At 46.1% G+C, this 18,435-nt stretch carries 18 protein-coding genes and 1 riboswitch; of the genes, 11 read left to right on the forward strand and 7 right to left on the reverse strand.

The window, feature by feature from the left end:
- Nucleotides 1-25: 25 nt before the first annotated feature.
- Genes NOM01_RS13485 through NOM01_RS13500 form a run of 4 tightly spaced genes read right to left on the reverse strand, consistent with a single transcriptional unit; the run spans nt 26 to nt 4,180 of the window.
- Nucleotides 26-802: a PHP domain-containing protein gene (locus tag NOM01_RS13485; RefSeq protein WP_255749027.1), complete on the reverse strand. Its 777-nt coding sequence runs from the start codon at nt 800-802 to the stop codon at nt 26-28.
- Nucleotides 803-814: 12 nt separating this feature from the next.
- On the reverse strand, nt 815-1,639 hold the full coding sequence (locus NOM01_RS13490; RefSeq protein ID WP_255749029.1) for an energy-coupling factor transporter transmembrane component T family protein: 825 nt from the start codon (nt 1,637-1,639) through the stop codon (nt 815-817).
- The gene (locus NOM01_RS13495; protein ID WP_255749031.1) at nt 1,606-3,327 is read right to left on the reverse strand and encodes an ABC transporter ATP-binding protein; all 1,722 of its coding nucleotides are present in this window, start codon (nt 3,325-3,327) and stop codon (nt 1,606-1,608) included. Before NOM01_RS13495 ends, NOM01_RS13490 begins: the two co-directional genes overlap by 34 nt.
- On the reverse strand, nt 3,320-4,180 hold the full coding sequence (locus tag NOM01_RS13500) for a DUF8171 family membrane protein (protein WP_255749032.1): 861 nt from the start codon (nt 4,178-4,180) through the stop codon (nt 3,320-3,322). Before NOM01_RS13500 ends, NOM01_RS13495 begins: the two co-directional genes overlap by 8 nt.
- 182 nt (nt 4,181-4,362) lie before the next feature.
- On the opposite strand from NOM01_RS13500, the gene NOM01_RS13505 reads away from it, so the two are divergent.
- From NOM01_RS13505 to NOM01_RS13530, 6 genes are all read left to right on the forward strand, one after another.
- Complete coding sequence (locus NOM01_RS13505) at nt 4,363-5,196, forward strand: MurR/RpiR family transcriptional regulator (RefSeq protein WP_255749033.1); 834 nt, start codon at nt 4,363-4,365, stop codon at nt 5,194-5,196.
- A gap of 150 nt (nt 5,197-5,346) precedes the next feature.
- Nucleotides 5,347-5,463: riboswitch (SAM riboswitch) on the forward strand.
- A gap of 131 nt (nt 5,464-5,594) precedes the next feature.
- On the forward strand, nt 5,595-6,716 hold the full coding sequence (locus NOM01_RS13510; RefSeq protein WP_255749034.1) for a PLP-dependent transferase: 1,122 nt from the start codon (nt 5,595-5,597) through the stop codon (nt 6,714-6,716).
- A complete protein-coding gene (gene metC / locus NOM01_RS13515; protein WP_255749035.1) occupies nt 6,709-7,896 on the forward strand; it encodes a cystathionine beta-lyase in 1,188 nt (395 codons plus the stop codon). The genes NOM01_RS13510 and metC overlap by 8 nt, the downstream gene beginning before the upstream one ends.
- Nucleotides 7,896-9,758 (forward strand): bifunctional homocysteine S-methyltransferase/methylenetetrahydrofolate reductase, encoded by a 1,863-nt coding sequence (locus tag NOM01_RS13520; protein ID WP_255749036.1) that lies wholly within the window; start codon nt 7,896-7,898, stop codon nt 9,756-9,758. The genes metC and NOM01_RS13520 overlap by 1 nt, the downstream gene beginning before the upstream one ends.
- A 203-nt stretch (nt 9,759-9,961) precedes the next feature.
- Nucleotides 9,962-10,261: a Dabb family protein gene (locus NOM01_RS13525; RefSeq protein ID WP_255749037.1), complete on the forward strand. Its 300-nt coding sequence runs from the start codon at nt 9,962-9,964 to the stop codon at nt 10,259-10,261.
- A 230-nt stretch (nt 10,262-10,491) separates the two neighbouring features.
- Nucleotides 10,492-11,385 (forward strand): DUF1002 domain-containing protein, encoded by an 894-nt coding sequence (locus tag NOM01_RS13530; RefSeq protein WP_255749061.1) that lies wholly within the window; start codon nt 10,492-10,494, stop codon nt 11,383-11,385.
- Nucleotides 11,386-11,422: 37 nt separating this feature from the next.
- On the opposite strand, the gene NOM01_RS13535 is transcribed toward NOM01_RS13530, so the two are convergent.
- Nucleotides 11,423-12,025, reverse strand: coding sequence for a DedA family protein (locus NOM01_RS13535; RefSeq protein WP_255749038.1), 603 nt, complete (start codon nt 12,023-12,025; stop codon nt 11,423-11,425).
- A gap of 288 nt (nt 12,026-12,313) precedes the next feature.
- Between NOM01_RS13535 and NOM01_RS13540 the strand changes: the two genes are divergently transcribed.
- The 3 genes from NOM01_RS13540 (at nt 12,314) to NOM01_RS13555 (ending at nt 15,050) form a co-directional block, all read left to right on the forward strand.
- Nucleotides 12,314-13,045 (forward strand): DsbA family protein, encoded by a 732-nt coding sequence (locus NOM01_RS13540; protein ID WP_255749040.1) that lies wholly within the window; start codon nt 12,314-12,316, stop codon nt 13,043-13,045.
- Between the two features lie 410 nt (nt 13,046-13,455).
- Nucleotides 13,456-14,427, forward strand: coding sequence for a peptidoglycan-binding protein (locus NOM01_RS17145; protein ID WP_304654900.1), 972 nt, complete (start codon nt 13,456-13,458; stop codon nt 14,425-14,427).
- 356 nt (nt 14,428-14,783) lie between these two features.
- Nucleotides 14,784-15,050: a late competence development ComFB family protein gene (locus tag NOM01_RS13555; protein ID WP_255749042.1), complete on the forward strand. Its 267-nt coding sequence runs from the start codon at nt 14,784-14,786 to the stop codon at nt 15,048-15,050.
- Nucleotides 15,051-15,231: 181 nt separating this feature from the next.
- Here NOM01_RS13555 and NOM01_RS13560 read toward each other — a convergent pair whose 3' ends face one another.
- Both NOM01_RS13560 and NOM01_RS13565 read right to left on the reverse strand, forming a co-directional pair.
- Nucleotides 15,232-15,474, reverse strand: a complete 243-nt coding sequence (locus tag NOM01_RS13560) for a ferredoxin family protein (protein ID WP_253065419.1) — start codon at nt 15,472-15,474, stop codon at nt 15,232-15,234.
- Nucleotides 15,475-15,595: 121 nt separating this feature from the next.
- Nucleotides 15,596-16,210, reverse strand: coding sequence for a rhomboid family intramembrane serine protease (locus NOM01_RS13565; RefSeq protein WP_255749045.1), 615 nt, complete (start codon nt 16,208-16,210; stop codon nt 15,596-15,598).
- Between the two features lie 286 nt (nt 16,211-16,496).
- On the opposite strand from NOM01_RS13565, the gene acpS reads away from it, so the two are divergent.
- Nucleotides 16,497-16,859, forward strand: a complete 363-nt coding sequence (gene acpS, locus NOM01_RS13570) for a holo-ACP synthase (protein WP_255749047.1) — start codon at nt 16,497-16,499, stop codon at nt 16,857-16,859.
- Between the two features lie 55 nt (nt 16,860-16,914).
- On the forward strand, nt 16,915-18,429 hold the full coding sequence (locus NOM01_RS17275) for an NAD(P)H-hydrate dehydratase (protein WP_255749048.1): 1,515 nt from the start codon (nt 16,915-16,917) through the stop codon (nt 18,427-18,429).
- Nucleotides 18,430-18,435: the final 6 nt, after the last annotated feature.

Consider the following 18,435-nt stretch of genomic DNA (forward strand, 5'->3'; position numbering starts at 1 on the left):
GTTTTTTACTGCAATTGCATTTAATTTAATTAATGTGAAGCGCATTTTCTTTCTCAAGCAGTTGTTTCACCAATTTTTTAATTATAGTGGCTGATTTAACACGTAAAGACAGGTCATCCGATATATGAATGGCATAGGCGCCATTGCCTATTGCTGCTTTAAGCTGATCAATCGTCGTGCAGTCATCGCGTAATGTGTTGATCACCGTTCCGTATTGCATGAATTGGTGAGTGTCGCTGCCCCCGGTTACGGGCAGACCAAGTGAACGCGCGAACGGATAAACTTTATTTTGGTTCTCTTCGATGCCCAGCGTATACAGATCTTTTCCATTCAGATCCAGAGCGTCGAGCCGCTTGAGCTGCTGCGGTGCATGCTGAGTCAGAGGGGTCGCCGGGCGAAACGGATGCCCACCGATTTTCAGTACGTTATACTGTTCAGCTAGATCCATCAGCTCACTGAATGGCAGGAACTTGTCCTTGCTTAAATGATGCTTCAGCGTTTGAAACATGGAACGAAGGTTTTCGCGGCGGCTGATTAAGAGGATATGGCCGACTTCGCGAACATCCACTTCCATCCCCGGGAAAATCTTCAGACCGTCCGCGTCATAATAATCTTGAACGTAATCATAGTTTTCGTCCAGGTAGTTGTAGACCGTCTCAAGACTGGATGTATTGAAGTGCTCGGTTAGTGCGATGGCGTCAAGCCCGGCAAGCTTTGCCTCATGAATCATTTCTTTAAAATAGTCCGGGGAAAAATCGGACTTCTTTGCAACTTTAACATGGGTATGAAAATCAATATTCACGTACTCGGCCTCCTAAAATTGAACATAATGACTTGAAATGAAGATCGACATTAAATACAGAACAGAAATTAGCAAAAAGAAATAATCGTTTTTACCGATCCTCAATTTTGCCAGCTTAAGTTTTTTCACTGCTGGATTTCTAAATGCATATTGACCGCCCTTGGTTTCCAGTGCTTCAACGGTTGTCCGCGCACGCTTGGCCATGCTGAGCAGCAGTGGATAGAAGGACTTGACCGCCAGTTTAATAAAATAGATCACTGTTCGAAAGTAGAAAAGTCCATGTTTTTCGGGACTTTTTCCACGCAGGCGATAGGACATGAAAATGTGATTATATTCTTCAAACAAGGTCGGCAGCATTCGGTAGCCGTAGGAGATACTGAACGATACCTGACCCGGTACGCCGATGCGAAGCAGGCCCTCACCTAATCGCTCAGGACTCATCGAACAGAATGCGGTGATACTGGCGAGTGAAATGACTGATAGTTTCATGGTCAACGTGAGGAGTGGGACAATAATCCCCAAGTTGCCTCCGAAAAAAAACGATGCAATAAGCAGGTAGCCGCTTTCGCCAAGTAATCCCATGATTAAGATGAAAATAATGAGCCGACTGACTTTAGTCATAATCGTTGTGCCAATCACAAAGACCAGCATGCCGGCGAGTATCATTTTGCTATAGATGAACCACGGAGCGATCCCAAAAAAGGTGTACCAAAGGAACAAGGTCCGCGGATCCAGCTTTGCGATCAGCGTTCGGTCATTGCCATAGGCTGTATTCAGCAACTCAATCTTAATCTGTTCGAAGCTTAATTTATCTGCGAAGCTTTTTGCAGCGGCCATTCTTCTGGCACCTCCTTAAATCGATTGATAAAGGAATCAACCGAATAGTCAACCGGATCGACGTTCAATGCGAGACTGAGCGTAACGATTTGCGGGGGGACAAGTCCGGCTTTATCCATCAGCGCCGGGTTTGAAAAGAGTTCCTCTTTGCCGCCGTCAAAAATGATCTGCCCATGATGGAGCACAATAACGCGCGTCGCCCATTCGCTGACAAGCTGCATGTCATGGGTGGCGATCATGACAAGATCGATCTGTTCCTTTAATTTCAAGATGAATTGTGTCAGGTGCTTTCGTGTTGCCATATCAAGGCTGGCAGTCGGTTCATCAAGCAGAATGACCGACGGATTCATGGCGGCACCGATTGCAAGTGATGCCCGGCGCTGTTGTCCGCCACTCATCAGACGGCTGTCTTTGTCCTGCAGGTCGACTAAATCGAACTGCTCCAAAATCTCATCAATTTTGTTTTCATAGTCCTTGATTTTTCTCGCCTTTGGGAAAAAGGCAACGTCTTTTTTTACTGAATCGTCAATGAACATCTGCTCAGGATTCTGATAGATATAGGCGACGTGATCCGCCATTTTTTCCGGTGTGCATGAAGCGACGGATTGCGAGCGGACGGTGAGCGTACCGCTTTCCGGTTTTTTGACGCCGGTGATCAGCCGGAGCAAGGTTGACTTGCCCGCACCGTTGTTGCCGACAATGGCGACCTGTTCGCCTTTGAATAGTGAAAGATTAATATTCTTTAAAACCTGCGCTTGTTTCTTATTCATCGATTTATAAGAAAAGCCGACCTGATCAAATCGGATGACCGGCTCTTCCTGAGCCTGTACGGGCTCAGGCTTTGTGACAGATGGCGTGCTTCGCGGAATCATTTCTTTGAAAAAAGCAACCGCTTCGTTTAAGGTGATCGGCACGTGATCGGCACCGAGCCGGCTGGCAGCCTGGGCTGCCTGAGGCGGGTAAATGTTCAATTCTGTTAATAGATCGACTTCAGACAGCGCTTGACGCATCGGCCGTTTCCAAATGACTGATCCCTTATTCAGCAGAAGAACCGTATCGCAGTATTCAGCGATAAATTCGGTATGGTGTTCAATCGATATGATTGTTTTTCCATACTGTTTATTCAACTTTTTCAAAACCTCATAGATCTCTTTGGCATGATAAGGGTCCAGTTGCGCCGTTGGCTCATCGATGACAATGATGTCTGGATTCATTGCCAGACAGCCGGCGAGTGCGAGCAAATGCTTTTGTCCGCCGCTCAGTTGCCAAACAAATTCATCCGCCAAATGGGCGAGCCCGACGAGTTCCAGTGCCCGGCGACCACGCTGCAAGTAATCCTCCATGCCGAAATTAAGCGGAGCGAACGAGGCATCTTCCAAAACACGCGCCTGAACAAGCTGATTTTCAAAGTCCTGGAATACATAGCCGACATGGCAGGATAGATCGGCGACGCTGCTGTTGAGTATATTCAATCCGTTTACAGTTACGGAGCCCTCAAAATCTCCGGTGTAAAAATGGGGAATCAACCCGTTAAAGAGCTTGCACAGGGTTGATTTTCCACTTCCGTTGCTGCCGATTACCGCAAGAAACTCGCCTTTTTCAACGGATAAGTTCATTTTTTTTAAAACCGGATGTTCGGCGCCTGGGTATTGAAAGGTCACGTTCTCCACATGAATGAGTTCATTCATTGGCCATACTGCGCTTCGCTTTGTTTTTTCCTGTAACAAGTACAATGATGGTGATCAGGGCAACGACAGCGGCTGCGGCCAGACTGATCCAAATTGCCGTGTCTCCAAATTCTGCTTCCCATTCAAAGATATCAATCCCGGCTTCAGACAGGAACTCGCATCCCATCGCGACAGCCGAAAGCAGGACACCGATGATGATGAAACGTGGTTTAAGGATGCCGCTGATCGGATATTTGGTCTTGTTATCGCGCGGCTTCATGCCGAGCAGCGGTTCGATTTTTCCATACAAACGCGGAACAAGGTAGAGCGTTGGTAGGAGGGCAAATAGGATCCCTGAGAACAGCACGTCATTCAGAAAGGAGAAGCCTTCGATGGCAACCACACTTTGAGGAAGACCGGAAACAGCTTCAAAGTCATCCACACCGATCCAGACCTTGGTGATATCTGAGATCATATTGAGAAATTGATGAATGATCACACCGGTCATTGCGGCGATACCGACCTGAACCTTGTTTTTAGGGTTATTGACGATAATTCCGGCAACATACATTGCCAAGGTGAAGATGACCAGTTTCTCTATTTCTCCGAAACCGCTGAACTGACCGAGCATCACTTCGCCGAAAATAACTTCACCGATAGATGCGCCGATTGCGGCATAGAAAGGATGGAACAGGATGCACAGCGTCAAAGGAATAAACGCGAAGTACTCAATTGAGAAATTAACGGGTCCGATATTTACTTCCGGTACAAGTTCGGTAATCATGTTGGATAATCCGTATAAAGACATCGACAAGATAAAGACCATCATTTTCTGGGGCTGGGTCAGCGTGTAGCGTTCTTTGATTTGCGTCATTGGTGTCCCTCCTGAATTTTAACTTCTCTTGTAGTATAGAAAATCACTGTTAATGAACCGTGGGAATCATGTGAATCTAATGTAAATAAATTATTATTTTCTATAATAATGTAATTTTATTTTCATAGAACTGCGAAATCAGCGATGCCAATGCTATGATGAAAGCAAAAAAAGGTGATCTCATGAGTCGCAGTCCCATTAATATCAGCCTGCTTTCGCCGACACATCTGAAAATTGCACAATGGCTGCAGCACAATGAATCGGCAGTCATGCTGCTGACTGAAAAAGAGATTTCACAAGAAGCAGGTGTCAGCATCGCATCGGTTTCTCGATTTTGGATGATGATCGGGTTTAAAAATTTGAAAGACTACAAGCGGAAATTAAGAGAAGATCTTGAAATTACTCCGGCAAAAAAAATGATGAACACCATTGGCGATTTTGAACATACCAAATTGCAGATTCATCATTTGAATAAGAGCGTCCAGCTCCTGCAAGTGACGTTGAATCACTTCAACAAGGCTTATTTCGAGCGTGCGGTTGCTTTGATTCAGGAAGCAAAGAAGCTCTACATTTACGCTCCGGGACCATCGATCGGCCTTGCGGAACTGCTGAATTACCGACTGGCCCGGTTTGGCGTAACAGTTGTTATCCTGCGCAAATGGGGGAGCGAGCTGCTCGAGGATTTGGTCCATATTGACAAAAATTGCGTCGTGCTGATTTTTGCTTTTTCGCGAATATTAAAGGAAGGAGACGTGCTGCTGGATTATGGCGCGTCGGCAGGCTATCGGACGATTGTCATCACCGATCAGCCGGTGCTTCGGACGCACCACGCCTTCGATGCTCTTTTATTTGCGAGTCGCGGAGAACAGGATGAATTTCACTCCATGATTGCAGCGACTTACCTGGTTGAGAATCTGATCTTGTCGCTCAGTGAGAGACAGCAAGACAAAAATATGCAGAGATTGGATCAATTGAGTGCTTTGAGAAAAAAGTATAAGGATGATCTGCCGAGATAAAAGTGACTGGACGCTGCAGCGTTTTCGTTCAATCAGCTGGGAAATGAAAGCTCAGGTCAGGATTGAACAGCTGCTTTTCGGTGCGAATAAGGCCTTGAAAAATTGGGCGCACTAGTGTACACTAATCAACAACTGAATGAGACATTTTGATTCTTATCAAGAGAAGCCGAGGGACTGGCCCGATGACGCTTCAGCAACCGTCGCTGATTTACGAATGGCGACAAGGTGCTAATTCCAGCAGGCTGCGAGCGGCCTGAGGGATAAGAAGATACCGGCAAACCAAGCCTTCTTCTTATTGCGAAGAAGGCTTTTTATTTTACCATTTTTTGAAGTGTATAAGCGCCTCACAATCCATCTGGTGAACTTAAATGTATTTGTTTTGAAGGGAGAATGGCGACATGGCATCGTATAAGACAGAAACAAAATTAACACAAATCGGGAATGGTTTTGATGAATTGGGTGCAGTCAACGCCCCAATCTATCTATCTACCGCCTATAAACATGAGGGAATCGGCATCTCAAAAGGCTATGACTATACGCGCACGGGCAATCCGACACGATCTATTTTGGAGAAGGCAATTGCCGATATAGAAGGCGGTCAGGAGGGCTTTGCCTGCAGCTCAGGAATGAGCGCTATTCAGCTCGCTTTTTCATTATTCAGCTCGGGGGATCATATTATTGCTTCAAGAGATCTCTATGGCGGTACCTTCCGCTTTTTTGAGATTCTGAGTAAGCAGTACCATCTCTCATTCTCTTATTGGGACGGCGAAAATCTGGGTGAATTAGCTGATCTTGTCTGTCCGGAGACAAAAGCAATTTTCATTGAAACACCAACCAATCCGTTGATGCACGAGGTTGATCTATCGGCAATCGCAAAGATTACGAAAAAAAATGAATTGCTGCTTATCGTTGACAATACATTTTACACACCGATTCTGCAACGCCCGATTGAACAGGGAGCCGACATTGTCGTGCACAGTGCAACAAAATATTTGGCCGGACATAATGATGTGCTTGCAGGTCTTGTGATCTCAAATCGAACAAAAGTCACTGAGAAACTGCGACTCTATCATAATTCATGTGGCGTGGTTCTTGATCCGTTTGATTCGTGGCTTCTGATACGTGGCTTGAAAACGCTCGCCCTGCGTATGCGCCAGCATCAGGAGAACGCACGCAAGATTGTTGCCTATCTCGAGAAGCAGTCGCTTGTGACCAAGGTGCTTTATCCAGGCAAAGGCGGAATGGTCAGCTTTGAATTAACCGCGCCGGATTATGTCGAACCTTTTCTCAAATCGCTGCACTTGATCACCTTTGCCGAAAGTCTCGGTGGTGTTGAAAGTCTGATTACCTATCCGGCAACGCAGACTCATGCAGATATTCCCGAAGCTCTGCGTCTTGAATACGGCCTGTCTAATTCATTGCTTCGTCTTTCGACCGGTATTGAGCACCCGGACGATTTGATTAGCGATTTGAATCAAGCATTTCAGACGTTAAAAGAAGAGGTGACCGCACATGAGTGAATCGATTCATTTTTCTACCAAACTAATAAAAGAAACGGTTGCTGTCGATCCGCAAACAGGGGCGGCAAATGTGCCCGTTTATTTATCATCAACCTTTCATCAGAAGGACTTTGATCATTACGGTAAGTATGACTATACACGTTCCGGAAACCCAACGCGTGAAGCGCTTGAAGATGCGATCGCTGCCTTGGAAGGCGGCGCGCGCGGGTTTGCATTCGCATCTGGAATGGCTGCGATTTCCACGGCATTTTTACTTCTTTCTGCGGGTGATCACGCCATTGTTCCGAAGAATGTGTATGGAGGTACCTTTCGGATTCTGACCCAGGTGCTCGGTCGTTTCGGAATTGATCATACCTTTGTCGATACAACAAACCTTGATGAGGTAGAGCAGGCAATCCGTCCAAATACAAAGGTGATTTATGTGGAAACACCGTCCAATCCGACGCTAGCCGTGACGGATATTCGAGCTGTTGTCAAACTAGCCAAAGCGCATCGATGTTTGACTTTCGTTGATAACACCTTTATGACCCCTGTATTCCAGCGACCGCTCGAACTCGGGGCGGATCTTGTCCTGCACAGTGCGACGAAATTTATTTCCGGGCACAGTGATGTCATCGCCGGTCTTGCCGTTGCACGCACGGAAGAGCTTGCAGATAAAGTCTATTTTCTTCAAAATGCGCTTGGCGCCGTTCTCGGTGTTCAGGACTCCTGGCTGCTCCTCAGAGGCCTGAAAACCCTTGACGTCCGTATTCGCAAATCAGCAGATTCAGCGCAGCGTGTTGCCGAATTTTTCACGACACAATCGGAAGTACGCAACGTATTTTATCCAGGCCTGTCCAATCATCCCGGATCCGAACTCCACGCTGAGCAGGCAGCCTCAGGCGGTGCGGTTCTGTCGTTTGAACTGGAAGACGAGGCAGCAGCGCGCACCTTTGTCAATCATGTACAGCTGCCGGTGTTCGCGGTCAGTCTCGGTGCGGTGGAATCGATTCTCTCGTATCCGCCAAAAATGTCGCATGCAGAGTTGAATGAGGAAGAACGTGAAAAGGCAGGCATCGGAAGCGGACTTTTGCGCTTATCAGTAGGCCTTGAGGATGCTGAAGATCTTATTCGCGATTTCAGCAATGCACTTGATTTTGTGCGAAATCAAGAGAAGGTGACCGTGAGGAGCGTAGATTAATGAAGCAATCGATTCGTGATGAATTAAAAAAACGAATTTTGATCGGTGACGGCGCGATGGGCACGCTGCTTTACTCGTATGGAATTGACCGATGTTTTGAGGAACTCAATGTCTCTCAGGCTGAAGAAGTGAAGCATGTTCATGAAGCGTATATTAATGCAGGCGCCGATGTGATCCAGACGAATACCTATGGAGCAAATCAAATCAAGCTCGACCGATATGGGCTGAAGCATGAAGTCGCTGCCTTTAATCGCGCGGCGGTACAACTCGCTAAGGAAGCGGCAAAACCAGAAACCTATGTACTTGGCACAATCGGCGGTATTCGCGGGTTCCAAAAACAATCGCTGGCTATCAAAGACATTCGCGCGGGATTTAGTGAACAAGCATATGCATTGCTTGATGAAGGTGTCGACGGACTTTTACTTGAGACTTATTACGACTTTGATGAACTGCGGGAAATGCTGAAGATTGCACGCAAGATGACCGATCAGCCGATCATTACGCATGTGTCGATGCAGGAGCCGGGCGTATTGTTAAACGGAATGGCACTTTCAGAAGCATTAAGTGAATTGGAAGCACTCGGCGCAGATGTTGTAGGCACGAACTGCAGGCTTGGCCCATTCCATATGATTGAAGCGCTGCGCGGTATTCCGCTGCCGAAAAAAGCATTCCTTTCTGCATATCCGAACAGCAGTCTTCCTGATTACCGCGAAGGCAAGCTGCATTATGAAAATGAGCCTGAGTATTTCAAAAAATACGCGGTCGATTTTCGTAATGAAGGTGTTCGGCTGCTTGGCGGCTGCTGCGGCACGACACCGGTGCAGATCCAAGCCTTCAAACAAGGCATTGCGGCGCTTGAACCTCTGGAGTCGAAACGGGTTGCAGAACGGCCTGAAGTAATTAAAGTGAGTGGCCATGATGCGGTTCCTGATTCGCCGCTTTATAAAAAGGTCATGAGCGGACGATCCATATTTGTTGAATTTGATACCCCGCGTCACCTGAATACCGATCACTTTTTTAAAGGAGTCAAAGCACTTGAGGAGGCGGGAGCAGACGCGATTACAATGGCCGACAACTCGCTTGCCTCGCCGCGAATCAGCAATGCTGCAGTCGGCAAGCTGATTAAAGAACGGTTCAGTGTTTCTCCGCTTGTACACCTTACCTGCCGAGATCGGAATCTGATCGGGTTGCAGTCGCATTTGCTCGGCTTGCACGTGCTCGGTTTGCATGATCTTTTGGTGGTCACCGGTGATCCGACGAAAATCGGAGACTTCCCCGGTGCAACCTCGGTATACGATGTGTCGTCAATGGAACTGATTAAGCTGGTCAAACAGTTCAATCGCGGTATTTCATACTCTGGAAAAAGTCTGAAGCAACCGACTCATTTCCGGGTGGCGGCAGCCTTCAATCCAAATGTGCGTAATTTGGATCGTGCCGTTCAGCGTTTGGAACGCAAAGTGGAATGCGGTGCCGATTACTTTATCTCACAGCCTGTTTTCGATAAGGAGCGAATCATCGAAATCAGTGAAGCAACGCGAAATCTCGCTGCACCGATCTATATTGGCATTATGCCGCTGACCTCAAGCCGCAATGCTGAATTTCTTCACAATGAAGTGCCGGGAATTCGACTGCCTGACGATGTTCGTGCTCGAATGGCTGCTGCTCAAGGAAAAGAAGGGGCGCGCCGCGTAAGTCTGGAAATTTGCTGTGAATTGATTGATACTGCCATGGAACATTTCAGAGGCATTTATTTGATCACGCCGATGACCCATTACTCAATGACCGTTGAATTGGTTCGATATATTAAGGAAAAAGAACAGAAACGCGCAGTACAAGGCAAAGGCGCAAGTGCAATTCTTTAAGATTCAATACTGAAATTCTTAAACAAATGATGAGAAGAAGACATGATCTGAGCAATCACCATGTTTTCTTTTTTTTGTTTGCCTGAAAAAAAGAAAAAATCATTCATCTGTGTGAAGATCTTTAAAATAAGCATGTACAGATGAAAAAATGCTATCATAGGAACAGACGAGTGTTAGAGAACATGTTGAAGAGAGGGTTATTGATGATTGAACATATTGTGCTTTTCAAATTCAGTGACGAAACAACCGAAGCGCAAAAAGAAGAAGGCGCACGCAGACTGCGCGAATTAAAGGATAAACTGCCGGGTATTCTTGATATCCAATCCGGACAGAATTACTCGACACGCGGCAAAGGCTATTCAATGGCGCTGACCACGCGTTTTCGTTCCAAGAAAGACCATGAGTTCTATACACCGTCACCTGAGCATCAGGCTTGTGTTTCATACCTGAAAGAAGTCGGACTTGTGGATTCTCTTGCGATTGATTTCGAAATTGCGGAATAAGTGAACTTTTGTTTCGAATGTGAGCCTGAAAGGAGTAGACAAGACTTGTTTCGGGCTCGATTTTTGCGGTTCATGAGGCAGATTTGTCGGTTGATCCGGCAGTAGTTAAGCAGGCACATTTTCTAATATGACGTTCAAATAGAATGGATTGCAGCGAATAGAATTAGGATAGATCTTTTGGGAGCGGGCCAACTTCGTTCTCGCATCCCGGAAAGGAATTCATGATGAATATGAAAAAAATGAGTATGATTGTTTTTGCGGCGATACTCGCAATTTCAGTTTTTATGCCGGCGAAGGCATCTGCAGATGCTGTGACCGGTGACGTCGTGGTGACCCTAGGTGCAAATTTAACGGCGGCACAGAAACAGTCGATTTTGAATGAGATGGGCGTGGATCCTGATTCTGCTCAGATCATTACGGTCAATAACAGTGAAGAACATAAATATCTTGATAACTATTTATCTTCGGCACAAATCGGCACACGTGCACTCAGCTCGTCGAAGATTACGATTGGGAAATCAGGCTCGGGTTTGACCGCGAGCACGCATAATATTACTTATGTATCTAAAGATATGTACATCAATGCACTCGCGACAGCCGGCGTGAAGGATGCCGATGTTTATGTGACGGCGCCGTTTCCTGTGTCAGGAACTGCTGCACTGACCGGTCTGATCAAGGCATATGAAGCCAAGACCGGTGAAGTGATTCCTGAAGCGAAAAAACAGGTTGCTAATGAGGAAGTCGTTACAACGGCCGAACTTGCAAATCAAGACGGAGTCGGCAAACAAAAGGCTGCAGATCTCGTCACAGCCATAAAGGATAACCTTGCTAAGAACAAACCGCAATCAAGAGCAGATGTCGAACAAGCGGTACGCGACTCGGCTAACCAAGTAAATGTGAAGCTGAGCGACGCGGATATCCAGAAGCTTGTGGATCTTTTCGATAAAATGCGCACCTTGCATATTGACTGGGGTCAGGTTGGAAGTCAGATGCAGCAGCTCAAGGATAAAGTCAATCAGCTTGCGAATTCCGGCGAGACCAAAGGATTTTTAGCAAAGGTGTTTCAAGCGATTGGCGACTTTTTCTCCTCCATTTTTAATGCGATCGCATCGTTGTTTCAATGATTAATCGTGCAAAATAAGTGGCCTTTACATCGGCCGCTTATTTTTTCTTTTTAAATTGTATGATCGTAATAATGATAAATCCGACGAATAGAACAACGCCGACTAAAATAAAATGGAACAAGCCTAAACCAAGAAAGTGGTGAATCTGATTGCCCATAAAGTAGCCGAGCATGAGAAAAAGAGATGACCAAATTAGAGCTCCGAGCACGGATGCGGGAAGGTACGACGCAAAACGCGCACGACTGAGTCCGGCTAAATAAGGATTAATCTGGCGGATGCCGGGAATAAAATAACCGGCAATAATAGCGAGAACAGTGTGACGCTGGAACCGATCCTGAGCAACTTTCCACCGTTTCGGAGTCAGACCGATATATTTCCCGTACCTCATCATAAACGGTTCGCCAATGTAATAACCGATGAGGTAGGCACTGACCATTCCCGAGGAGGCACCCAGAACCGCCATGAGAATGCAGAGTGTGAGGCTGAGCTGGTAATCAGTAGCGGAAATCTGAGAAAGGGTTACGCCGACAAAGAGCAGGAATGATTCTTCTGCAGCGGGAATGCCGATCAATCCGCAAAACAGAAAAAGAAAAACAAAAAAATATCCGTATGTATAAAATAATGTCTGAATGTGTTCCATAATGTGTCCCCGCTTAATGATCTGAAGTCACTGATGACACGTTTCATCAACAGCATGGTCAACACCTGCAATTATTATAGCAACTTTTAACAATCTCAATGGTTTCAAATTAGAGGATTGGGAAATAAATGAAACTGATTACTAGCTGAATGGACAGGCGACCTGTTATCATAAAGTATCGAAGACGTTTCCCATTGAATGTCGGCAGACAGCCAATAACAGGAAACAAATTAAAGATACATAATCATCCGCAGACATCCGGCGAATAGAACTATGAGAGGTGAGACAATGTCAGACACTAAGCGTCCCTCAAAAGGGACCAATGATCCAAAGAAAGGTCGAATTGTCATTTTCAGTTCGATCGTTGTCATTGTTTTGATTGCGGCAATTGCAGTCATGATCTTCAGTAATCTGAGTCACAAAGAGGCGAAACCGAAAAAACAGCCGACGCACCGCACGGAACAGACGACGCGCATTGACTATCAAGGTCAGCCCTTTATCGGCAGCAGTAATGCCCCTGTGAAAGTGACGGTATTTTCGGACTATCGTTGTCCTTACTGTAAGCAATTTGAGGAAACGGTGGTTCCTAAGCTTGAAAAAGAGTATATAAAAACTGGAAAAATCAGCTTGTACTTTATCAATTATACGGTACTTGGTTCCGGATCCGTTTTGGCCGCAAATGCTTCTGAGGAAGTGTATCATCAAAATCCGAAAGCGTTCTGGGCATTCCATAAAGCGGTTTTTGATGCGCAAAAGAGTGAGAAGGAACAATGGGTAACAAAGAAACTGCTCACCGACATTGCCAAGAAGACGGTTCCATCCATAGATTTAAAGGCATTCCAAAATGCCTTGGATACTAAATCACGCCAAGATGATGTGGACAAAGATGAAGCGATTGCCGAATCACTAGGTGTCCCGGGGACCCCGGCCATTTTTGTCGGCGACAAGATGCTTGAAGACGGACTGAATTATGATCTTTTGAAGCAGTCAATAGACAGCGCGCTGGAAAGCAGTAAATAACCATACAGAGCCCTGAGAGACGATCACGCGTTTCTCAGGGTTTTTAATTTTCTTACTGAAAAGTCGATGGAAGATATGCAGGCAGACATTAAAATTGTAACGAACCTAGGGAAATCATAACGTATTTCGACTCACCTGCTGAATAACGGCCTCACCTGCTAGATAATCGATTCACCTGTTTAACTTTTCCCGTTCTATGATGAGCAGTTTGTATTCACTATGCACTCCCACAATGATTAGTTCTCGTGGTCAGATGGTTCCTATCTTTTGATGCTTCATCCCGGCAAAACGTCGTACTTTGAACAAGCTGAGACGTGCAAATGGCCAGTCCTGTCATCTAAATGTAAAGTATGTTCCTCAGGCCCAGTTCATAGTAGTAAAGAAGAGGTCAAAGATGGGGGGAGACATCAATGTATTATAGCGGGACTGCACTTGCAAAAAGCGTTGCCGTGGCGACAACCTTTACATCCACATTCATTATCCTGCCGCCTTTTGCAGCTGCACACCTGAACAATGACACCGTTCTCACGAAAGGGATGCACAGTGATGAAGTGAAGACCATACAGTCGATCTTAAAAGCGACAGGTGAATATCCTCTGACTAAAACGAACGGGTATTTTGGATCTAATACGGAAAAAGCAGTGGAGCAATTCCAAAAAAATAATGATCTCAATGTCGATGGCGTGGTTGGGACTCAGACGAAAGCAGCACTTATTGAGTATATTAATAAGAATATGGATCTATTATCGAGAGGCTCGAAAGGTAATGAAGTCGCCTATCTTCAACAGATGCTGAAAGCTGTCGGATTCAATGATCTGCCTGTTGACGGCTATTTTGGCGAGAAGACAGAAAATGCTGTGCGCACACTGCAAAAGGTGAAGGAAATTAATATTGATGGTATTGTTGGACCGGAAACCTGGGGAAGCATTGAGAAGCTGCTTCGCAACCCGCAGCCGTTGCCAAAACCGGTTAAAGCAGCACCTGTGAAAACGGAAAACGTGCAACAGCCTGAGAAAATCCAAAGCAAATCGGCACAGGCACCTAAGGCGAAGCAGACACGCGTGATCCGAAAGTCGGAGACGGTTGCTGCGGTTAAGGAGTTCTATGCGAACAGTACCGCTTATACGGCACGCTGTAACGGCTGCTCCGGAACGACAGCGACAGGAATCAATTTGCTGCAAAATCCGAACGCCAAGGTGATCGCTGTCGATCCGTCCGTTATTCCGCTTGGAACAAAGCTCTATGTGGAAGGCTACGGATACGCCGTTGCCGGAGATACCGGGGGAGCAATTAAAGGCAGAAAAATTGATGTATTCTTCAATGATAATTCATCGGCTCTCCAATGGGGGCGCCGCACGGTTAAAGTTAAAATTCTTGAATAATGATCGGATACAATTGAAAGAAGGCGTTGCCGTTACTGGTAACGTCTTTTTTCAGGTTCGCACAAACCTATTGAGTGAATTTTTGCGCTGAAGAGGAAATCCAAGCCGCCTACTGCCCCTTTTAAAATGTATCCTAAGAGCCATATATCCAGTCTGGTACCTTTTTAGGTTTCTGCGTGTCCCTGGATAGCTGATCCGCTAATTAAAGGGTTGATATCATCAAAGAAAAAAATACTGGAATATAATACCAAATTATCTTGAGCGAGCTTTAGTTGTGTGCTACGATTCGGTGGTAGAGCAATATGTCTTTTTTACGTGCAAACATATGATTTTGTTTGATGAAAGAAGGATTAACCATGAATGCAGTACATAATGTCATGGAAGCGGCGGTAGAGGATCTTTTGGATCAACAGTGGGAGAATTTATCAATTTCATGCCACTGCGAGACATGTAAACTTGATGTATACGCATTGAGCCTGAATCGGCTCAAGCCTCATTATGTCAGAGATCAGTCAGGAAGAATGTATGCGAAAGCAAGTTTGATGACCACTCAGGCACGGGCAACAATTTTAACGGCAATCACGGAAAGTGCCAAAGTAGTGTCCGCTTATCCGCATCATTAACGGTCGCATCCGCAAATCATTGTCATAGGATTGGGCTTCTTAAACGCTATGTCTTGAACTCATAGTTATGGATTGGCTCGATCCCCATGTGCTTATCCCAACTAAATAAATAGTTCGTTGAATGATAAAAAGCAAAACCCCCGCTGCGTATGAAGAGCAGCGGGGGTTTCGTATCTGAGGATCAAGATCTCGATTTGAAGAAATCGCGATTGATCTGAATGTACTTCTGTTCGCTTTCCGGAACTTCGTCTTCCGGATAAATGGCTTCTACAGGGCAGACTGCTTCGCAAGCGCCGCAATCGATGCAGACATCCGGATCAATATACATTTGTGTGTTGTCTTCAACAATACAGTCAACAGGGCATGTTTCGATACATTCGCCGGCTTTTTCATTCTCGCAGGCAGAAGTAATTACGAAAGCCATGAAAAGGAACTCCTTTCAGAATAGAAATCATGATAAATGGACTACTTCCATTATTATGAACAATTTTTGAACAAAAAACAATCGTTTTCATAGATGATGCAGTATAAAATGATAGGATTCTTTACTCGGTTCTATTAAAAAAGAACAGTGGAGCGAGTATCAATCCTGACAGAAAACCGATCAAATGCCCCATCACATCAATATCTGCACCGATGAATGAACTGATCAAGCTGATGAGAACGATGACGAAGACGACCGTCTGATCCTGTCTTGAAATGCTCTCTCTCTTGAAAATAACAAGAAAAATGTAGATGCCCAAAAGTCCGAACAGCGCACCGCTTGCCCCATAATGGCTGAAGCCCACGGGTTCAAGGAACAGCGCGGCGATATTCGCAATGATCCCTGTCGCCAAAAAGGCGGTTGCGTATCGCCATTTTCCCAACATCACTTCGAGCGCGGGTCCAAAAATAAAAAGAGAGAACGCGTTGAATAAGATGTGTGAAAAATGAATATGAAGGAAAATGGGTGTTACAAGCTGCCACCACGCACCTTGATTCAAAATCGCATCATTGGATCCAGCGGAAAACACAAACATACGCAGTGCAAATTCCGGTGCAACATGCCATGTTCCGGTGATTAAAAACAGAAGATAAATGAAAAGATCGACAGCCAGAATGATCGTGGTGATTGGGTAAAGCTTTATAAAGAGCTTGAATGGTTCGTTTCTGATAAACAAAGCAGTATAAAACCCCCTTGAGGAATGATCTTGTACTAAGTATAGGGTAAAATAGAAATCAGTGGTAGCGAAAAAGTGGTTCGCCGAATAGGCGGATCATGACGAACAGGTATCGTTCATCCATTTTAACCGCCATTGAGAGCTTTTACACATAGACAATCGAGAAATAAATACTTGTCAACTCAATTGATCGAGCGATGTGCATGTAACCTTTTTCATCTATTTTTTAATAGAGGTTCATTAACCGAAATTTACAGATACTGCAAAAATAAGGCGGGAGCATTCCATGATTAAAGGAATCGGTGTTGATCTGATCGAACTGGATCGAGTAGCCAAACAGATTCATCAGGACGCGTTTATCAATCGTGTCCTGACTGAGAAGGAACGCAAACAATTCGACATGCTCAGCGACAAGCGCAAACTGGAATTTCTGGCGGGTCGCTTTTCTGCAAAAGAGGCATATGCGAAAGCATGCGGTACAGGAATCGGAAAATCCGTTTCCTTTCAGGACCTGACCATCATCAACGACTCCCTTGGCAGACCGCTGCTTGAGGATCGAACCGCTTCCGGCGACACCGTCCACGTATCAATTACACATACAGATCACACGGCGGCTGCTTTTGTTATTATTGAAAGCTTGTCATGCTAGTCTGCATATTAAAGAACCTTGTCTCATATAGTTTATTACGCTAGGAGGGACTATTGTGCACGTTGTTTCGAGAGAAGAAATGCAGAACATTGATCAGTACACCATAACACATATCGGGCTGGGAGGACCGGTGCTTATGGAGAATGCGGGTCGCGCCGTTTATGCGGCGATCGAGCCGGAACTGACACCAGGAAAACAAGTCATGGTCATTATCGGAAAAGGAAATAATGGGGGCGATGGATTTGTCGTAGCTCGTCTGCTTCTGGACAGCGAAGTATGCGTCAGCACATGGCTTGTAGCAGATCCGCAGCGAATTATAGGAGATGCCGCGTACCATATGAACGCTTATTTAGCTTGCGGGGGAACAATCTTTCAAGTAAAAGATGATCCCAAACGCTTTGCGAGACAATTGGATCGGTCGGAACTGATTGTTGACGCTTTGCTGGGGACAGGCGTTCATGGAACACCGTATCCAGAATATGGTGAGGTGATCAAGCAAATCAACCATTCGAAGGCAGAGGTTGTTTCAATTGACCTTCCAAGCGGAATCCCTGCTAACGGTGAGTCATTCACACACCCAACTGTCGCCGCCGACCGGACCCTAACCTTGGAATGTCCCAAGCTGGCTCAGTTTGTCTTGCCTGCCGCCAGATCATTTGGAACCGTTCAGGTGCTTCCGATCGGAATTCCGAGCCTCGCGTATCGTGAGGTAGGAATTCGCCGTGAACTGCGGATGCGATCGGACGTTGTTCGAACACTTCCGCAGCGCGATCCGTTTTCACATAAAGGGTCGCATGGCAAAGGGCTGCTGATTGCAGGCAGCACCGATATGTCGGGCGCAGCCTTTTTCTCAGCCAAGTCTGCACTTCGTTCCGGTATCGGATTGCTGAAAGTTAGTGTTCCGAATGCGATTAAACCTCTAATTGCCGGGCGTCTGCCGGAGACAATGTTTATGCCAAGAGATGGGATCAGCCTTGATGGCGTGACCGGAGTCGCGATTGGGCCGGGACTTGGAAGGGATTCTCATGAGGAGGCTCTTGTTTGCCGCGTTGTTGAAGAAAGCAGCGCGATGCCCTGCGTCATCGATGCGGATGGGCTCATTCATTTGAAGCACCATCTGGATCTGCTCACTCGGCGCAGCGTTCCTGCTGTGCTATCGCCGCATCCGGGTGAAATGGCGGCTCTGACAGGCAATACCGTTAAGGAAATCGAAAGCGACCGATTTAATTGTTCCAAGGCTTTTGCGGAAAAGTATCATGTTTATCTGGTACTCAAAGGCAAGTATACGATCATTACAGCTCCGGACGGACGGCAGGTCGTTAACCCGACCGGAAATGCCGCCATGGCTAAGGGCGGTTCAGGCGACATTCTGACCGGCATCCTGCTTGCTTTTCTGCTGCAGCACGAACAAATGATGGATGCGATATGTAACGCAGTCTATGTGCACGGCGCGACTGCAGACTATCTGGTTGAGCACGGTCATTCTCTGCTCGACGTACTGGCTACTGATGTTATTGAAGCGATTCCTCCTGTTCTGCATCACTTTTACAGCGAAACAGCGCACCTTTAAGCAGTT

This window comes from Sporolactobacillus sp. STSJ-5 (assembly GCF_024385605.1).
Classification (GTDB): domain Bacteria; phylum Bacillota; class Bacilli; order Bacillales; family Sporolactobacillaceae; genus Sporolactobacillus.

What these genes read in the sequence shown, in the direction of transcription:
- NOM01_RS13490 (WP_255749029.1), bottom strand. Translation starts at nt 1,639, where the DNA reads ATGGCCGCTGCAAAAAGCTTCGCAGATAAATTAAGCTTCGAACAGATT.
- NOM01_RS13495 (WP_255749031.1), bottom strand. Translation starts at nt 3,327, where the DNA reads ATGAATGAACTCATTCATGTGGAGAACGTGACCTTTCAATACCCAGGC.
- NOM01_RS13500 (WP_255749032.1), bottom strand. Translation starts at nt 4,180, where the DNA reads ATGACGCAAATCAAAGAACGCTACACGCTGACCCAGCCCCAGAAAATG.
- NOM01_RS13505 (WP_255749033.1), top strand. Translation starts at nt 4,363, where the DNA reads ATGAGTCGCAGTCCCATTAATATCAGCCTGCTTTCGCCGACACATCTG.
- NOM01_RS13510 (WP_255749034.1), top strand. Translation starts at nt 5,595, where the DNA reads ATGGCATCGTATAAGACAGAAACAAAATTAACACAAATCGGGAATGGT.
- metC (WP_255749035.1), top strand. Translation starts at nt 6,709, where the DNA reads ATGAGTGAATCGATTCATTTTTCTACCAAACTAATAAAAGAAACGGTT.
- NOM01_RS13520 (WP_255749036.1), top strand. Translation starts at nt 7,896, where the DNA reads ATGAAGCAATCGATTCGTGATGAATTAAAAAAACGAATTTTGATCGGT.
- NOM01_RS13525 (WP_255749037.1), top strand. Translation starts at nt 9,962, where the DNA reads ATGATTGAACATATTGTGCTTTTCAAATTCAGTGACGAAACAACCGAA.
- NOM01_RS13530 (WP_255749061.1), top strand. Translation starts at nt 10,492, where the DNA reads ATGAAAAAAATGAGTATGATTGTTTTTGCGGCGATACTCGCAATTTCA.
- NOM01_RS13535 (WP_255749038.1), bottom strand. Translation starts at nt 12,025, where the DNA reads ATGGAACACATTCAGACATTATTTTATACATACGGATATTTTTTTGTT.
- NOM01_RS13540 (WP_255749040.1), top strand. Translation starts at nt 12,314, where the DNA reads ATGTCAGACACTAAGCGTCCCTCAAAAGGGACCAATGATCCAAAGAAA.
- NOM01_RS17145 (WP_304654900.1), top strand. Translation starts at nt 13,456, where the DNA reads ATGTATTATAGCGGGACTGCACTTGCAAAAAGCGTTGCCGTGGCGACA.
- NOM01_RS13555 (WP_255749042.1), top strand. Translation starts at nt 14,784, where the DNA reads ATGAATGCAGTACATAATGTCATGGAAGCGGCGGTAGAGGATCTTTTG.
- NOM01_RS13560 (WP_253065419.1), bottom strand. Translation starts at nt 15,474, where the DNA reads ATGGCTTTCGTAATTACTTCTGCCTGCGAGAATGAAAAAGCCGGCGAA.
- acpS (WP_255749047.1), top strand. Translation starts at nt 16,497, where the DNA reads ATGATTAAAGGAATCGGTGTTGATCTGATCGAACTGGATCGAGTAGCC.